Annotated in this window: 16 protein-coding genes and 1 pseudogene; 6 read left to right on the forward strand and 11 right to left on the reverse strand. The window is 71.8% G+C overall.

The window, feature by feature from the left end:
* Positions 1–132: 132 nt before the first annotated feature.
* The 3 genes from AB0C38_RS32980 to AB0C38_RS32990 form a co-directional block, all read right to left on the reverse strand.
* A complete protein-coding gene (locus AB0C38_RS32980; protein WP_360681086.1) occupies positions 133–1,875 on the reverse strand; it encodes an FAD-dependent monooxygenase in 1,743 nt (580 codons plus the stop codon).
* Positions 1,872–3,647, reverse strand: coding sequence for a maleylacetate reductase and hydroxyquinol 1,2-dioxygenase domain-containing protein (locus AB0C38_RS32985; RefSeq protein ID WP_360681088.1), 1,776 nt, complete (start codon positions 3,645–3,647; stop codon positions 1,872–1,874). The genes AB0C38_RS32980 and AB0C38_RS32985 overlap by 4 nt, the downstream gene beginning before the upstream one ends.
* A gap of 196 nt (positions 3,648–3,843) precedes the next feature.
* Positions 3,844–4,719 (reverse strand): AraC family transcriptional regulator, encoded by an 876-nt coding sequence (locus AB0C38_RS32990; protein WP_360681090.1) that lies wholly within the window; start codon positions 4,717–4,719, stop codon positions 3,844–3,846.
* 99 nt (positions 4,720–4,818) lie between these two features.
* Here AB0C38_RS32990 and AB0C38_RS32995 point away from each other — a divergent pair, with 99 nt between their 5' ends.
* Positions 4,819–5,574 carry a DUF4184 family protein gene (locus tag AB0C38_RS32995; RefSeq protein WP_360681092.1) on the forward strand — a complete coding sequence of 252 codons (756 nt, stop codon included), beginning with the start codon at positions 4,819–4,821 and terminating at the stop codon, positions 5,572–5,574.
* 58 nt (positions 5,575–5,632) lie between these two features.
* Here AB0C38_RS32995 and AB0C38_RS33000 read toward each other — a convergent pair whose 3' ends face one another.
* From AB0C38_RS33000 to AB0C38_RS33010, 3 genes are read right to left on the reverse strand one after another with little or no spacing between them, the layout of a single operon-like run.
* On the reverse strand, positions 5,633–6,427 hold the full coding sequence (locus tag AB0C38_RS33000) for a siderophore-interacting protein (RefSeq protein WP_360681094.1): 795 nt from the start codon (positions 6,425–6,427) through the stop codon (positions 5,633–5,635).
* A complete protein-coding gene (locus AB0C38_RS33005; RefSeq protein ID WP_360681096.1) occupies positions 6,427–7,311 on the reverse strand; it encodes a PDR/VanB family oxidoreductase in 885 nt (294 codons plus the stop codon). Before AB0C38_RS33005 ends, AB0C38_RS33000 begins: the two co-directional genes overlap by 1 nt.
* A gap of 2 nt (positions 7,312–7,313) precedes the next feature.
* Positions 7,314–7,952, reverse strand: coding sequence for a pyridoxamine 5'-phosphate oxidase family protein (locus tag AB0C38_RS33010; protein ID WP_360681098.1), 639 nt, complete (start codon positions 7,950–7,952; stop codon positions 7,314–7,316).
* 68 nt (positions 7,953–8,020) lie between these two features.
* Here AB0C38_RS33010 and AB0C38_RS33015 point away from each other — a divergent pair, with 68 nt between their 5' ends.
* Positions 8,021–8,638 (forward strand): TetR/AcrR family transcriptional regulator, encoded by a 618-nt coding sequence (locus AB0C38_RS33015; RefSeq protein ID WP_360681100.1) that lies wholly within the window; start codon positions 8,021–8,023, stop codon positions 8,636–8,638.
* 7 nt (positions 8,639–8,645) lie between these two features.
* Here AB0C38_RS33015 and AB0C38_RS33020 read toward each other — a convergent pair whose 3' ends face one another.
* On the reverse strand, positions 8,646–8,864 hold the full coding sequence (locus tag AB0C38_RS33020) for a hypothetical protein (RefSeq protein WP_360681102.1): 219 nt from the start codon (positions 8,862–8,864) through the stop codon (positions 8,646–8,648).
* A gap of 219 nt (positions 8,865–9,083) precedes the next feature.
* Positions 9,084–9,662, reverse strand: coding sequence for a response regulator transcription factor (locus AB0C38_RS33025; protein ID WP_360681104.1), 579 nt, complete (start codon positions 9,660–9,662; stop codon positions 9,084–9,086).
* Positions 9,663–9,685: 23 nt separating this feature from the next.
* Here AB0C38_RS33025 and AB0C38_RS33030 point away from each other — a divergent pair, with 23 nt between their 5' ends.
* Positions 9,686–10,675 (forward strand): histidine kinase, encoded by a 990-nt coding sequence (locus tag AB0C38_RS33030; protein WP_360681106.1) that lies wholly within the window; start codon positions 9,686–9,688, stop codon positions 10,673–10,675.
* Here AB0C38_RS33030 and AB0C38_RS33035 read toward each other — a convergent pair.
* Positions 10,617–11,348 carry a polysaccharide deacetylase family protein gene (locus AB0C38_RS33035; RefSeq protein WP_360681108.1) on the reverse strand — a complete coding sequence of 244 codons (732 nt, stop codon included), beginning with the start codon at positions 11,346–11,348 and terminating at the stop codon, positions 10,617–10,619. The two genes, AB0C38_RS33030 and AB0C38_RS33035, sit on opposite strands and share 59 nt — an antisense overlap.
* 111 nt (positions 11,349–11,459) lie before the next feature.
* Between AB0C38_RS33035 and AB0C38_RS33040 the strand changes: the two are divergent.
* Together AB0C38_RS33040 and AB0C38_RS33045 are read left to right on the forward strand one after the other, a co-directional pair.
* A pseudogene (locus tag AB0C38_RS33040) lies at positions 11,460–11,582 on the forward strand (helix-turn-helix domain-containing protein); the annotation flags it as partial.
* 9 nt (positions 11,583–11,591) lie between these two features.
* Positions 11,592–12,122 carry a hypothetical protein gene (locus AB0C38_RS33045; RefSeq protein WP_360681110.1) on the forward strand — a complete coding sequence of 177 codons (531 nt, stop codon included), beginning with the start codon at positions 11,592–11,594 and terminating at the stop codon, positions 12,120–12,122.
* A 45-nt stretch (positions 12,123–12,167) separates the two neighbouring features.
* Here the strand turns inward: AB0C38_RS33045 and AB0C38_RS33050 are convergent, their stop codons facing one another.
* Both AB0C38_RS33050 and AB0C38_RS33055 read right to left on the reverse strand, forming a co-directional pair.
* Complete coding sequence (locus tag AB0C38_RS33050) at positions 12,168–12,974, reverse strand: NAD(P)-dependent oxidoreductase (RefSeq protein ID WP_360681112.1); 807 nt, start codon at positions 12,972–12,974, stop codon at positions 12,168–12,170.
* A gap of 26 nt (positions 12,975–13,000) precedes the next feature.
* Positions 13,001–13,810, reverse strand: coding sequence for an IclR family transcriptional regulator (locus AB0C38_RS33055; protein ID WP_360681114.1), 810 nt, complete (start codon positions 13,808–13,810; stop codon positions 13,001–13,003).
* 159 nt (positions 13,811–13,969) lie between these two features.
* Between AB0C38_RS33055 and AB0C38_RS33060 the strand changes: the two genes are divergently transcribed.
* Positions 13,970–15,475, forward strand: a complete 1,506-nt coding sequence (locus tag AB0C38_RS33060) for a sodium:solute symporter family protein (RefSeq protein ID WP_360681116.1) — start codon at positions 13,970–13,972, stop codon at positions 15,473–15,475.
* The last annotated feature ends 12 nt before the right edge of the window (positions 15,476–15,487 follow it).

The following is a 15,487-nucleotide window of genomic DNA, read 5'->3' on the forward strand; positions in this document are numbered from 1 at the left end:
CGGTCGGTCAGAACACACCAGCCGAGACCCGGATCAACTACGGTCAGGTCTCAGCTGCCTGAAAAACCGGTGTCCGTCTCCCGGGGGCAACTCCACCGCCGTGTCGTCGCTTCAATCACGCGTGTCGACTCCTCAAGCACGGTCGAGGAGGGTTCGCAACGCCGTCAGGAGGGACTTCGCCGCTTCGGGGGAAGCCGTGCGTTGGCGCCAGGCGACGTAGCCGTCCGGGCGGACCAGGACGCAGCCGTCCTCGTCGATGCCGCTCAGCCGGGACCAGTCGCCGTACGCGTCGCGGCCTTCCGGGTCGCCGACGCGCACCGCGCGCAGGTCGAGGCCCAGCTCGGCGCCCACCTTGGCCGCCGCCTCGCGCCACGGCGTGCCGGTCAGCCCGGTCAGCACCGTCCAGCGGCCGCCGCCCACGAGGTCCAAAGTGGACACCCGGCGCCCGTGCGGCCCGACCAGCCACGCGTGCGGCAGCTTCGCTCCCGGCTCGGTGCTCGGCCGGTGGAACAGCTCGGGATCGCGTTCCGAAACCGCCACGACCCCGTCGGGCAGCACCGCGCCCGAGGCGTACCGCTGGTCCAACTCGACGCCGTGGGCGTTGAACTCGTAGTGCTTCAGCTCGATGGCCTTCTCCAGCTCACGCCGTTTCCGCGCGCCCTCGGCCGTGGGCGCGAGGCAGGTCTCGAGCCCGGCCGTGACGCCGTCGGCGTCGGTGTCGCCGGTGATGCCCAGCGCGGCGAAGATCGGCCCGAACTGGTCGCGGCTCAGGTTCGCGCGGTCGACGATCTGCTTGCCGACGGGCGCCCGCTCGGCGCTGTAGCTGTCCAGAAGCCCTTCGCCCGCTTCGCCGCGAAGCACCATCGCGAGCTTCCACGCGAGGTTGTAGGAGTCCTGGATCGAGGTGTTCGAGCCCAGCCCGTTGGACGGCGGGTGCCGGTGCACCGCGTCCCCGGCGCAGAACACCCGGCCGCTGCGGTACTCGGTCGCGTAGTTGTGGTTGACCGTCCACAACGACGTCGAAGTGATCTCGACCTCCAGCAAGGGGTCGCCGACCAGGTCGCGCACCAGTCGTGTCGCCTCTTCGACGTCGACCTCCGGGGGTGCTTGCTCGATGTCGTAGCCCCAGGTCAGCAGCCATTCGTTCCACGGCCGCACCATCCGGACCAGGCCCATCCCGATCCCGCCCAGGTGCGCCCCGGGCCGCATCACCCAGTACAGGACGCTCGGGCGGTGCGCCACGTACGGCCCGAGATCGGCGGTGAACGTGATGTTCATGCTGCCCGCCTTGCCGGTCTGCCCGGCGATCGGCAGGCCGGCCTGCTCGGCGACGCGGCTGCGCGCGCCGTCCGCGCCGATCAGGTACTTGGCGCGCAAGGTGAACTCGTCGCCGCGCACGCGGTCGAGGAACCGCGCGGTGACGCCGTCTTCGTCCTGCGTGAAGTCGAGGAACTCGGTGTCCAGCCGCAGTTTCGCGCCGCGCGCCGCGGCTTCGCTGGCCAGGATCGGCTCGAGGTAGGTCTGCGGCAGGTCGATCATGTGACACGGGCTGGCCGCGGCGTACTCGGCCGCCGAGGCATCGCCGGTGCCCCAGCTCGCGATGCGGCCGATCTCCGGCCCGGTCAGCGACGTGCAGAGCACGGTGTCGCCCATCAGCTCCGGCGGCGTGCCGACGTCCAGGGCCTTCTTCTCGACGCCGAGGTCGCGCAGCACCTCCATGGTGCGCTGGTTGGTGATGTGCGCGCGGGGCGTGTTGGCCATCCAGCCGTACTTGGTGGCCAGCACGGCAGGCACGCCGTAGGTGGCGAGCAGCAGTGCGGCGGAACCGCCCGCGGGGCCGCTGCCGATCACTATGACGTCGGTGTCGTAGCTCATTCGCTGCTCCCTGAGATGCGGAACGTGAAGTCGAGCTGCCGCCCTTCTCCGCCGGGCCGCTCGGTGAAGTCGACGATCAGGCCGTCCTTGACGCCGAACACGGTGTCGGAGTCGAGGTACTCGCCGCCGGCGACGAACAGCTGGGTGATCAGGGTGCGGTAGCCGGGCTTGGCGATCATGAAGTGCACGTGCGGTGCTCGGTAGGGGTGCCGCCCGACGGCGTCGAGCAGTTGCCCGACGGGACCGTCCGCCGGAATGGGGTACGCGCTCGGCACGATCGTCCGGAAGCGCAGCCGGCCGTCGGCGTCGGTGCGGAAGCGGGCGCGCAGCACCGGGCCGTCGACGTCGGGCAGCTGGACGTCGTAGAAACCGTCCTCATTGGACTGCCAGACGTCCACGATCGCTTCCGCGACCGGCTGGTCGTCGGTGTCGGTGACCCGGACATCCGTCCACAGTGGAGTTCCCGGAAGCCCCTCCGCAATGTCGGCGCCCTGCGGGGTTTCGGGTGGTCCTTCGACGTAGAACGGGCCGAGCACGGCCGACGGCGTCGTGTCCGGCGTCCGCGAGTTCGTCAGGACGTCGACGACGCTCGACACGCCGAGGGTGTCCGACAGCAGGATGAACTCCTGCCGGGTGTCGGTGGTGATGTGGCCGGCGCGGGTCAGGAAGCCGATCGCGTACTCCCACTCGTCCTGCGTGAGGTCGGTGCGGATCGCGTAGCCGTGCAGCGTCTCGACCAGGTCCGTGAGCAGCTCGCGGATGCGGTCCGGCGCGGCGGCGAAGCTGTCGACGACCTGTTTCGTGAGCGCCTTGAGGCTCGGGGGCGCGGCCGGGCGGGTGCCGCGCAGGGCTTGGCGGAGCAGGTCCGCTTCCGGCTCGTCGGCGATGTCCGCTTCGGTGAGGCCGAGCTCGGCCAGCGAGTGCGGGATCGGCAGGCTCCCGGCGAGGTCGAAGACCTGGCCGGCGTCCTCGAGACCTTTGTGCGCCATGACGTACGGGAGCAGGACGGCGTGCGTCTCCGCGTGGGGGAGGCCGAACTTGCCGCCGAGGAGGTGGCAGAGCTTGTGATGCAGGCCCATCGAGACGGCGTCGAGGCAGGTGCCGGCCAGCCAGGCGCCGCGCAGGGCGTCGGTGCGGGCGTCCACATCGGACGGATCCGTGGCGATGCGCGGCAGGGCGCTCGTGAGCAGCTTCGTCGCTTCCGCGGCGAGGAGGTCGGTCATCGGGTTGGCGTCGGGGGCGTAGCGGGCCTCGACGGCGTGGGCGAGCGCGTTCAGCCCGCTGGCCGCGGAGAGCGGCACGGGCAGCCCGAGCGTGAGGTCGACGTCGTAGATGACGGTCTCGGGCCGGACCTTCGGGGTCTTCTGGGTGGTCTTGCGGCCGTCGGCCGTCTGACCGAGGACTTCGGTGAGTTCGGAGCCCGCGTACGTCGTCGGGACGATCAGCTGCGGCAGGTCGGTGTGCAGGGCGATCGCCTTGGCCAACCCGGTGGCCGAGCCGCCCCCGATGGCGACCACCCCGTCGACGTCGTGCTCGGCGACGACCTTGAGCGCGCGCTCGGTGACTTCGACGGGGGTGTGCATGGCGGCGTCTTCGAAGCGCGCGGCCAGCAGCGGGCCGAGGACGTCGGCGGCGCGGTCGGCGTAGCGCGGGCTGCCGACGAGCAGGACGCGGCTCAGCCCGAGGCTGCGTGCCTCGTCACCGAGGCTGCCGAGCGTGCCGCGGCCGAAGACCACCCGGACGGGGTTCGCGGCGTAGGTGAACGAGGTCATGCGGGGGAGTATCCGGCGGCCGGACGTCGCGGTCCTGCACGTTCGTGCTGCGGGGCGGCACGAAACGCGCGTTGCCACGCCGTGATCGGAGCCGGAACTCGCGTGATCCAGGCCGGAACTGGCGTGATTGAAGCCGGAACTCGCGAGTCACGGGTTCAGTCACGCCGGTTACGGCTCCGATCACGCGAGTTCCGGGTCAGCCCGCCCGGCGCAGGGCCGCCGGGGTGGTGCCCAGCTGGGCGCGCAGCACCCGCGTCAAATGTTCTTGGTGGGAAAAGCCGCAGCGGGCCGCTATCTCGGCGATCGGGTCGGTGCCCGTGCGCAGCAGGAGGCCGGCCTGCTCCACTCGCAGGCGCAGCAGGAAGCGGTGCGGGGGCAGGCCCGTGCGGGCCTTGAACTGCCGCGAAAACTGGCTCACGCTCAGCCCGGCGAGCGCGGCCAGCTCCGCCAGCGGCACCGGCTCGGCCAGGCGTTCGGCCATCAGGTCGCGGACTCGCGTGAACTGCCGGTCGGAGAGACCGCGCGCCGGGCCGGGCTCGGGGGCCGGGCCGGCGTGGTGGCGGCGGACCAGCTGCGCCGCGACGAGCGTGCCGAGCTGGTCGGCGTAGGTGCGGGCGGCCGGCTCCCAGTCGCGGACCACGCCGTCGAGGCTGAGCACCAGCTGTTCGAGCAGGGGGTCGGAGCTGCCGAGCTCCTCCGCGAGCCGCACCGGCGCGTGCTCCCCGGCGGCCTCCTGGACGGCGTCGTCGGCGACGTACACGTGCACGGTTTCGAGGTCCCCGCCGAGCTCGACCGACAGGTCCGCGTGCGACGGCTGCAGGAACAGCCCGCCGGCGGGCATCCGGCGGCTGCGCTCACGTGGGGTCCCGACGCCGCGCCGGACCGTCACCGGCCCGTCGAGGTGCAGGATCAGCTGGTGGCTGCGGGCGGGCGCGAACTCGGCGCGGTAGGGACGTTCCCGCTGCTTGGAGACGTAGACCCGGTCCCAGCCGAGCCCGGCGCTGGTGCGTTCGGGCCGGACCCAGGGCAGCGCGAGGATGCCGTTGGTGTCGGTCAGCCCGAGTTCGCCCACGCCTGCCTCCTCGACGTCGAGGCTGCTCGCGATGGTACGCGAACCTCGTCCGGGGGCCGGACGTCTTCTCCGCAGTCCGTCCGAGCCCTGGGGAGTCCGTTGCCGTTCACCTTCGCCCACCCGGCCGCCGTGCTGCCGCTGGCCCGCCGGCTGTGGCTGCCGGGTCTCGTCGCGGGCTCGCTGGCGCCCGACGTCGCCTACTACCTGCCCGTGCCGGGTGGCGAGCTCACCCACGAGCCGCTCGGGCTCGTGACGCTGGACCTGCTGCTGGGGCTCGTCCTGGTCGCGGCGGGCTACGCCGTGCTCGGCCCGGCCCTGGCGCTGGGCCCGGCGGGGCTCCGGGACCGGGTGTCCCGGCCGGCCGTGCGCGTGCGGTGGCCCGGAGCGGTGGTGGCGATCGTGGTGGGAGCGGCCACCCACCTGCTCTGGGACGCCTGCACGCACACGGCCGGCTTCCTGGTCCGGCACTGGCCGCTGCTGCGGGTGCCGGTGCTCGGGCCGCACCGGTTGTACAACGTCGTCGGCTACGTCTCTTCGGTACTCGGTCTCGTCCTGCTCGGGGTGGTGGCGGCACGCTGGTACCGCCGGACGCCGCGGGCGGACCGCGCCTGGCCGGCGCTCCCGCGAGCCACCCGGCTAGTCGTGCTCGCCGGCCTCGGCGCGGGCTTGGTGGCCGGCGCGCTGCTCGGCCTGACCGATCCGGTGAGCCGGGTGAGCGGCTACGACTGGGTCCGGTGCCTGCTGCTCGGCGCCATACGCGGATTCGCCCTGACAGCGGCGGCCTACGTACTCGCCTGGACGGTCGGCTCGCGTACCCAGACGGTCGGCTCACGAGCCGACCCTCCAGGTACGTGAGCCGACCCTCCAGGTACGTGAGCCGACTCTTCAGGTACGTGAGCCGACCCTCTGGGTACTAGCCCGGGGCGGCTCGGCCGTGGCGCCAATAGCCCAGGAACGCGATGTCGGACTTCGCCCAGCCGCGGTCTCGCACCAGGTGGCGGCGGACTCCCGTGGCCAGCGCGGCTTCGCCGGCGACCCACGCGTAAGCCCGGCCACCGGGGAGAGCGGCCGCGCGGATCGCCTCCAGCGCCAGCGACCCCGGGCGACCGGGCCGGAGACGCGGCAGCCAGTGCACCCGCGCCCCGGGCGGCGCCTCGAGCACCCGGACGTCCGCCGCCGACGGCACCTCCAGGAACACCTCGGCCACCAGGTCGGCCGGGGCGTGCTCGAGGATCGCCAGGATCGCCGGCACCGCGCTCTCGTCCCCGGCCAGCAGCTGCCACCCCACCCCGGACGGCGGCAGGTAGCTCACGCCCAGGTCGAAGATGCCCGCCGGATCGCCGGGATGCGCTCGCCGGGCCCACGACGCCGCCGGGGCGTCGCCGTCGTGCAGCGCGAACTCGATGTCGATCTCACCCGGACGCGCGCGCCGGATCGTGTAGTTGCGCACCCACGGCCGGCGGCTCTTCGGCAGCATCAGCACTTCCGCCATCCAGCCCTCGTTGTCGAGGGTCGGCATCCGCAGCCCGTCCTGGCCGTCACGCGGGAAGAACAGGCGCACGGCCTGGTCGTCGCCCGCCACTTCGAGGTCCGCCACCCCGGGGCCGCCGAGCGTGACGGTCCGGAACGCCGGGCTGGGCGCGGTGTTTGCCAGGACTTCCAGGCTGATCATCCGGCGCGTCCGCGGGCGCCGTACCTTCGGGATCATCAGACGTCCAGCACGAGACGCGGCGACGAGGAGCGCGACACGCACGCGTACATCCGTCCCGGCGGCGCGCCGATGTCGTCCCGGTGCTCGGGTTCGCCGTCGATCACCGACAGCTCGCAGCTCCCGCAAACCCCCTCGCGGCACCCGGAGGGCACCGGTCGTCCGGCGTGGTTCAACGCGTCGAGCAGGGACTCGTCGGCCGGGACCCGGATCGTCGCCCCGGACCGCGCGCACTCCACCTCGAACGGCTCGTCGGGCCCGAAGACGCGCCGGGTCGGCTCGAAGCGTTCGGCGTGCACCCGCGGGAAGACCGCTTCGGCCGCGGTGAGCATCGACGCCGGCCCGCAGCAGTAGACCTCACCCGCGAAATCCGCGAACGAAGCGAGATCCGGCCGCCCGTCCGCGAACAGCCGTACGCGTTCCCCATACGTGGCAACCAGTTCCGACGCGAACGGCATACTCGAAGCCGACCGTCCCACGTAGACCAGCGACGCGGCGGCCCCGGAAGCGACGGCCGCCCGCAGCATCGGCACGATCGGCGTGATCCCGATCCCGCCGGCCAGGAACAGGTACTCCGGCGCGGGCCGGAGCGGGAAGTGGTTGCGTGGCGAGGAAACCTCGAGCGTCCGGCCCGGGCTCAGGTACCAGTGGACGTACTCCGAGCCGCCCCGGCTCAGCGGATCGAGCCGGACCGCGATCCGGTACGCCGAAAGGTCGCCGGGGTCACCGCACAGCGAGTACTGCCGCGTCAGCCAGTTCGGCAGCGCGAGGTCGATGTGCGCGCCCGGCTCCCACGCTTCCAGGGGCCCTTCATCACCGCGAAGCACCAGCGAGACGACGTCGTCGGCGACGCGCTCGACGCGGTCCAGCATCGTTTTCTGCATGGTCAGTACAACTTCCGGTAGCTGTCTTCGAGGACCTGCTCGAACACCGCCGGGTCGACGGCGACGCCCAGCTGGTCGACGACGATCTCGCCGGCCGACGGCAGCTCCGCGGCCAGCGCCTGGCTGGCCGGGTCCCACAGGCGGGACCGGATCAGCGCGCGGCCGCAGTGGAAGTACGCCTCGGCGACCTCGACGATGATGGCCAGCATCGGGGCCTTGGCCTCGGTGCGCATCCGGGCGAGCACGTCCGGATCGTCGGTGACGTACGCGCTTCCGTTGACGCGCAGGGTCTCCCGCAGGCCGGGGATGAGGAACAGGAGGCCGACGCCGTCGTTCTCGGCGATGTTGCGGAACGAGTCGGCGATCTTGTTGCCGGGCCGGTCGGGCAGCGCGAGCGTGTGCTCGTCGAGGACCTTCACGAAGCCCGGGTAGTCGCCGCGGGGCGAACAGTCGGTGTGGCCCGTCGCGTCGGCGGTGGCCAGCGCGAGGAACGGAGCGTGGGCGATGAAGCGGCGGGCGTGCTTGTCGACGTGGTCGAGCTTCTTGCCCTCGATCATCTCTTCGGGGGCGCCCAGCCGGTTCCTGACCTCGGCCATGGAGACCCGCCGGTACCGGGTGCTCAGCGTGTTTGTGCTGGTCATGGCATAATTATGAGCAAATACTCAGGTCTTGCGCTACTCGCTTTTCCAGCCGCGCGGAAGGGAGCGCCGTGTCCGCGGACCAGCGCCGCATCCAGCCACGTAAACAGCCGCGTCAGGTCCGCGCCGAGCTGACCCGGCAGCGGATCCTGACCGCGGCTGCTCACGTTTTCGGCGAGCACGGCTACGCCGCCGGCACCACCAACCGCATCGCCGAGCGGGCCGGGATCTCCATCGGCTCGCTGTACCAGTACTTCCCGAACAAGGACGCGATCCTCGCCGAGCTGCTCGTCCGCCACCTCGACGACGGCGCGGCGATCGCCGAGCGGCTCCAGCGCGAAGCGCTGCCGGGCCCGATCGAAGACATCTTCCGCCTCTTCGTCCGCGGGGCGATCGAAAGCCACCTCGACGAGCCCCGGCTGCTGCGGGTGCTGCTGGAACAGGCCCCGAAGTCGACCGACGTCCTCGTGAAGGTCGAGCGCCTCAAGACGAACCTGGTCGGCTACCTGCGGGCGCTCCTGGACGGGCACCCCGAGGTCCGGATCACCGACACCGAGACGGCGGCCCGGCTGATCGTCACGACGGTCGAGCTGGTGATCCACCAGCTGGTGGCCGACCACGAGCCGGTGGACATCGGGTGCCTGGAGACCGAGCTGGTCGCGATGCTGACGCGCTACGTCCGGGGGTAGGCGCCGATCACGCGTTCGCGCGGCGGAGGCGTTCGGCCGCCTGGGCGCAGACCGCGTCGCCGGACACCGGGGGATCGGCAGCGACGTCCACCTCGGCCAGCTCGGTCATCAGCCACGCGAACACCGCCGCGCAGCGCACGGCGACGTCCGGTGAGTCGCCGCGCAGCACCGCACCGCCGGGGCGCGACTCCTCGGCGTGCACGGCCAGCGAGCCGACGACCGACACCGCGGGTCAGCGGCCGGGGACACGGAAACCCGCGCTCCGCCAGCCGGGCCTGCGCGGTGACGCACGAGGACGCGCGGCCGTCGTCTTCGCGGGCCTTCACCACGACCTCCCGGCCGTCGGCCGGCCGCAGGCCGGACACTGAGGAGAGGGAGTGCCGTTCGAAGAGCACTTCGACCGGGGTGCTTCCCAGGTGCTCCGCGCACCAGGGCGAAAGCCAGGTCACCGGTCCCGGGCCACGAGCGCGGCCTGCGTGCGGCTGGTGACGCCCAGCTTGGCGAGCACGTTCCCGACGTGCACCTTGACCGTCCGCTCGGCCAGCCGCAGCCGCGCCGCGATGTCCCGGTTGGACAGTCCTTCGCCGAGCAGCTCCAGGACATCCCGTTCGCGCGGGGTCAGCGCACCGCCGCCGCTCAACGCCGAGGCCACCGCCGGGCTCAGCGCGGTCACGCCCTGGTGGGCGGCCCGGACGGCGGCCGCGAGCTCGTCGCCGGAAGAGTCCTTCAGCACGAACCCGGCCGCACCCGCGCTGAGCGCTTCACGGATCTCGCGCGGCCGGCCGACCGTGGTCAGCATGAGGACGCGCGGCGCCGGGGGCCGCAGCCGGCGCAGGACTTCGAGGCCGTCCATGCCGGGCAGGTAGAGGTCGAGCAGGATGACGTCGGCTTCGACGGACGAACCGAGCAGCTCCGGCCCGCTCGCGTACTGCGCGACGACGTCGAGGTCCGGCCGCGCCCCGAGGATCAGCGCGATGCCCTCGCGCACCAGCGCGTGGTCGTCGACGACCTGAATCCGGATCATCCCGGCACTCTACTGTCGGGCGCATGCGCCAGTCTCTCGTCACGACGGCCGCGGCCGCCGCGGTGTTCTTCGCCAGCGGCGCCTGGGCCCCGCACCAGGGCTGGGTCGCGGCGCTGCTCAGCGCGGTCCAGCTGGTGCCGCTGCTGTGGTCGCGCCGCGCGCCCGCCGTCGTGCTGGTGGTCGTCACCCTCGCGACGGCCGGGCACCTGCTGCTCGACCAGCCGCGCAACACGATGTACGTGCCGGTGCTGCTCGCGTTGTACAGCACGCCGCAACGATGGCTCGCGGCCGCCGCGGCGCTCGGGATCGGCGCCGCCGTGTTCCCGGCGAAGGGCCCGCTCGACGGCACGGTCCTGGTCATCACGATCTGCGCGGTCGCCTGGCTGCTCGGCGCCGAACGCCGCCGGGCTCTCGCCGACCGTGCCGAACGCGCGGCCCGGCGGCTGCACGACACGCTCGCCCAGACCACGGCCGTGATGCTGGTGCAGGCCGAGACGTTGCGCGCGGTCGGCGACCTGACCGACGCCGACCGCGAGCGGCTCGACACGTTGCTGGCCGCCGGCCGCGGCGCGCTCACGCTGGTCCGCCGCACGCTGGACGACCTGCGCGACGACGCCGAACGAGCACCCGACCTCGCGGAGGTGCTGGCCCGGCTGCGCACCGCGGGACTCGTCCTCGACCGCGACCCGATGCTGCCCGTGCTGCCGCGGCCGGTGCGGGAGCTGGCCGAGCGGTTCGTCGCGGAGACGGCGGTGAACGCGTTGCGGCACAACGGTCCCGGCGTCCGGCTGCGGTTCGACGTCGGAACCGGCGACCCGGTGACGATCACCGCGCGCAACGCCGTGAAAGTCACTCCGCGTGCCAAGGCGGGTTACGGTCTCGCCGGGCTCGCGGAGCAGGCCGCGGCGGCCGGGGGAGCGTTGACGCACGGGCCGCGAGACGGCGAGTGGGTCGTCAGCGTCGCATTGCCAGCAGCTGCGACACGGTCACGAACCGGAAGCCGCGCTGCTTGAGCCCGTCGATGATCGGCCCGATCGCCTGCCGGCTCTGCTCGCGTGCCCGGTACATGCCGTGCAGCACCACGATCGAGCCGGGCCGGACCTGGTCCAGGGTGGTGCGCTCGACGGTGGCGGCGTCCGGGATGCCTTCGGAGTCCGGCTCGACGTCCCAGGTGATCGTCGTGCGGTCGTGCGACGCGAGGTAGTGCGGCAGCGCGAAGAGCTTTTTGCCGTAGGGCGGGCGGAACAGGATGTCGCCGGTGTAGCCGGCGGTGCGGATGAGCGCGTCGGTGGCCTCGACCTCGTCGGCGACCCAGGCCGGCGTCACCCCGATCATGTGGTCGTGCGAGAAGCTGTGGTTGCCGATCTCGTGGCCCGCCGCCGCGATGTCGTGGGCCAGGTCCGGGTGCGCGGCGATGTCGTGGCCGATGAGGAAGAAGGTCGCGGGCACCTGACGGCTCTTCAAGGTGTCCAGGATCGTGTGGGTGCCCGCCGGGTCGGGCCCGTCGTCGAAGGTGAGGGCGACGACCTTCTCGCTGGTCTCGACGCGGCTCACGAGCGTGCCGAAGAACTGGAAGGTCGGCGACTTCGACACCTGAAACAGCGTGAACGCGGCGGCGAGGACGACGACCAGCACGCACGCCACGACGATGGCCCACTTCCGCGCCCGGCGGGATTTCAAGATCATGACGCCACCCTGGTGTCACCCGCGAAGACGAGGAAGCCGCGAAGGTACTAGTACCAAGGCCGTGACCTCGATGATCGATCTCGACCAGGCCGTGCGCAGTGCCGATCCGGACGGCTCGAGGCCGACCAGGTCGCTTCGGCCCGGCGGGCCGGCTGGTCGTGGCAGGACATCGCCGAGCGGCTCGGCGTGACCAAGCAGACCGTGCACCGCAAGTACCGCGGCCGGGAGGGCTGATGTTCCAGGGTGACGATCCGGCGCTGGACCGGACGTTCGGCCGCGCGGGCGCGCTCGCCCGCGAACTCGGGCGCCCCGGGTCGGCAGCGAGCACCTGCTGCTCGCGCTCACCGAAGGACCGTTGGCCGGGCTGGCCGGGCCGTCCGCCTGGCGGCCCCGGACGGCGCGGGCGCGGCCGCCGACCGTGAAGCGTTCGCCGTCCTCGGCATCGATCTCGGACCGCTGCCCGGTGCCCTGGCGGATCGTCCGCCGGCCACCGAACCCCTGCTGCCGTTCGGCGCCACGCGGGCACGGCGGCACCGCGTCGAGCACCTCGCGCTGACGCTCGCCGGGCTCGATCCCGGGGTCGCCTGGTCCTGCGTGCCGCCGGTGGTGACGCTGCCGCGCTGCTCGCCGGCCTCGCCGAAGCCTTCCCGCCGCCTCGGCGCAACCCGCTGCTGCGCGCCGAACGCCGGCTGGGGCACCGCGTGCGGTGCCGTGACATCGTCCGCCGCGACGAGCACACGACCGGCCGGACGGTGGTCGCGCTCGCGGCCCTGACGCACTGAAGGACGCTCTCGGCGCCGAAAGCGTCCTTCAGCGGGCTCAGAGCGGGTTGAAGACGCCCAGGGGAGCGGTGCAGAACGGGCCGCCGACGTACTCGGCCGCCGCGCCGGTCGGCGCCGGGCGGGAAGCCAGCTGCTCCGCGTACACCTCGGCGTCGTCCAGGGACTTGTAGCCCAGCGCTTCGGCCTCCGCCAGGGAGTAGATCCGGCGCGTGTTGTCCGAGACGCCCCAGATCAGCCGGTACCCGGGCGACGGCGCGGAGAGGCAGGCCTCGAACAGCCGGGCGCCGTCGTCCGGTGACAGCCACGTCGTCAGGCCGCGCGGGCCCAGCGGCAACGGCGTCTCGAAGCACGAGCCGATGCGGATCACGATCACGTCCATGCCGAAGCGCGAGTGGTAGAGGCTGCCGAGCGCCTCGATCACCGCCTTGCTGACGCCGTAATAGGTGTCCGGGCGCGGGGACGAGTCCGCGGGGAGGTCGGAGTCGTTGCGCCGGAAGCCGACCGCGTGGTTGCTCGACGCCAGGATGACGCGGCTGATTCCGGCCGAACGCGCCGCCTCCAGCACCGTGTGCGTGCCGTCGATGTTGACGTCGAGGGTCGCTTCCCACGAGTTCTCGCGGCTGTGCCCGCCGAGGTGGATCAGCGCGTCGACGCCTTCGCACGCCGCAGCCATCGCCGCCGGGTCGGTGACCGACGCCGTCACGATCTCCTCGGAGGCGTCCGACGCCGTCTGCGGCGCCAGGTCGAGCAGGCGCAGCGACCGGCCGTCGCGCTTGAGGCGGGGGCGCATCAGGGTGCCGACGACACCCGCCGACCCGGTGATGAGCACACGCTGGTCCGTCATGGGGTTCCTTCCGTAAGGGCGGCGGTTCAGCGAATACCGGCACGGCGCAGCTGCTGCCCGAGCTCGGCGGTGGTTTCGGCGAGCAGCTCGCCGACGCGCTGCGCGTCGGCGTCGGTCACCTGGGAGATCGGCATCGAGCAGCTGATCGCGTCGGTGCCCGGGATCCGGTAGGGGATCACCGCGGCGACGCACCGGACGCCGAGCGTGCCTTCCTCGACCTCGGCGGCGTATCCGCGCTCGCGGGTCGCGGCGCACTCGGCGTGCAGGCCTTCGAGCGTGGTGATGGTGTTCGGCGTCAGCGCGGTCAGCGACGCCGGCATCAGCGCCTCGATCTCGTCGTGCGTCAGCTCGGCCAGCAGCGCCTTGCCCAGCGCGGTCGCGTGCGTGGGCAGCGTGCGCCCGACGCGGGAGACGAGGTGCGTCGAGCGCTGCGACTCGCGCGTCTCCAGGTAGACGACCTCGGTGGCGTTGCGGCGCGCGAAGTGCGCGGTGAAGCCGGTCTTCTCCCGGATCCGCTCCAGCGCCTCGGTGGCGAACGGGACGACGGCGTCGCGGTCCAGGTACGCCGTGCCGCAGATCAGCGCGCGGACGCCGAGGCGGTAGCGGGCGGTGTTGGCGTCCGCCTCCAGCCAGCCGGCTTCCAGCAGCGTGCGGAGCAGGCCGTGCAGCGACGAGCGCGGGAAGCCCGTGCGCGCGTGGAGGTCGGAGAGCGAGAGCCAGACGTCGTTCGCCGCGAAGGTCTCGATGAGGTCCACCGCGCGGCGCGCGGACTTCACTCCAGAGGACTCCGCGGGGGCACCGTCGGCCACTGCCGGGTTGTCCACCTTTTGCGGCATTTAGGTGCCTCCGTCCGGCCGTTGACTTGTGACTCCGGCCATATTAGCGTCCCGAACAACGTTCTTATGGATGAACATAATCACTATAACAGACTCCGTTCATGGATGTGAACATCCCTTTCGGGAACTCATCCCCGTGGACGCGGGAAGGAGCCTGCGGTGCACGTACTCGACTGGGCGATGGTCTGCGCGTATTTCGTGCTGATGATCGTGATCGGCTGGTGGTCGCACAAACGGGTCAGCGACGTGAAGGACTTCTTCACGGCCGGCGGCAAGATGCCGTGGTGGCTGGCGGGCATCTCGCACCACATGTCCGGCTACAGCGCAGTGCTCTTCGTCGCGTACGCGGGCGTCGCGTATACCAGCGGCGTCACCGTGTACTTCTGGGGCTTCGCCAGCATCGGTATCGGCGTCGGGATCGGCAGCTGGCTGTTCGCCGCCCGGTGGAACCGGCTGCGCTCGAAGCTCGGCGTCGCCTCGCCGCTGGAGTACCTGGCGAAGCGGTACAACGTGCCGACGCAGCAGGCGCTCGCCTGGAGCGGCAGCCTGCTGAAGATCTTCGACATCGCGGCCAAGTGGTTCGCCGTCGCGACGCTGCTGCACGTCTTCGCCGGGCTGGACTACAACCTCGGCATCCTGATCACCGGTGCCGTCACCCTCGTCTACTGCACCATCGGCGGCCTGTGGGCCGACGCGCTCACCGACTTCGGCCAGTTCGTCATCCAGGGCATCGCCGCGATCGTGATGATCGTCGTCGTGCTGGGCAAGCTGGGTGGGATCTCCGCGCTCTGGACGATGTGGGACAAGCTGCCGGAGAACCACATCGACCCGGTGACGTCCAAGTACACCACCATCTTCTTGCTCGTTTACGTGCTCGTGAAGACGCTGGAGTACAACGGAGGCATGTGGAACCTGGCGCAGCGCTACATGGCGGCGCCGAACACCCACGAGGCCCGGCGCAGCGCGCGGCTTTCGTCCGCGCTGTACCTCTTGTGGCCGCTGGTGCTGATGTTCCCGATGTTCGCGGCGCCGCTGCTCATCCCGGGCGTCAAGGACCCCACCCAGTCCTACGCGATCATGACGACCACGTTCCTGCCGCCGGGCCTGATCGGCCTGGTGCTGGCCGGGATCTTCTCGCACACCATGGCGATGGTCTCCTCCGACGCCAACGCGATCTCCGCGGTGATCACCCGCGACATGATCCCGGCGATGTTCCGCCGCACCCGCCAGTGGACCGACACGCAGGGCCTGAAGGCGGCGCGGATCACCACGGTCGTGTTCGTCGCGCTGACCATGCTCGTAGCCACGCAGGCGCAGAACCTCGGCGGCGTGCTGCAGATCGTCGTCAACTGGGTCGCCGCGCTGATGGGCCCGATCTCGATCCCGCTGCTGCTGGGCATGCTGCCGTGGTTCCGCAAGTGCGGCCCGCGCGCGGCGCTCGTCTCCTGGGCGGGCGGCCTGGCCGCCTACGGGCTCTGCTACTACGTCTTCAACGCGAACCAGACCGTGCTCGTCGCGACGCCGATCCTGGTCTCGCTCGCCCTGTTCGTCGGCCTCGGCCTGATCGCGCCCGAGCGGAGCGCGGTCGCCGATGAGATCGTCGACACCGTGAACACCGACGACGACGTCGACCGAAAGAAGGAAGGCACGACCGTGCCCGCCTGACGTTGGCCACAC

The sequence above is a fragment of the Amycolatopsis sp. NPDC048633 genome, assembly GCF_040650695.1.
Classification (GTDB): domain Bacteria; phylum Actinomycetota; class Actinomycetes; order Mycobacteriales; family Pseudonocardiaceae; genus Amycolatopsis.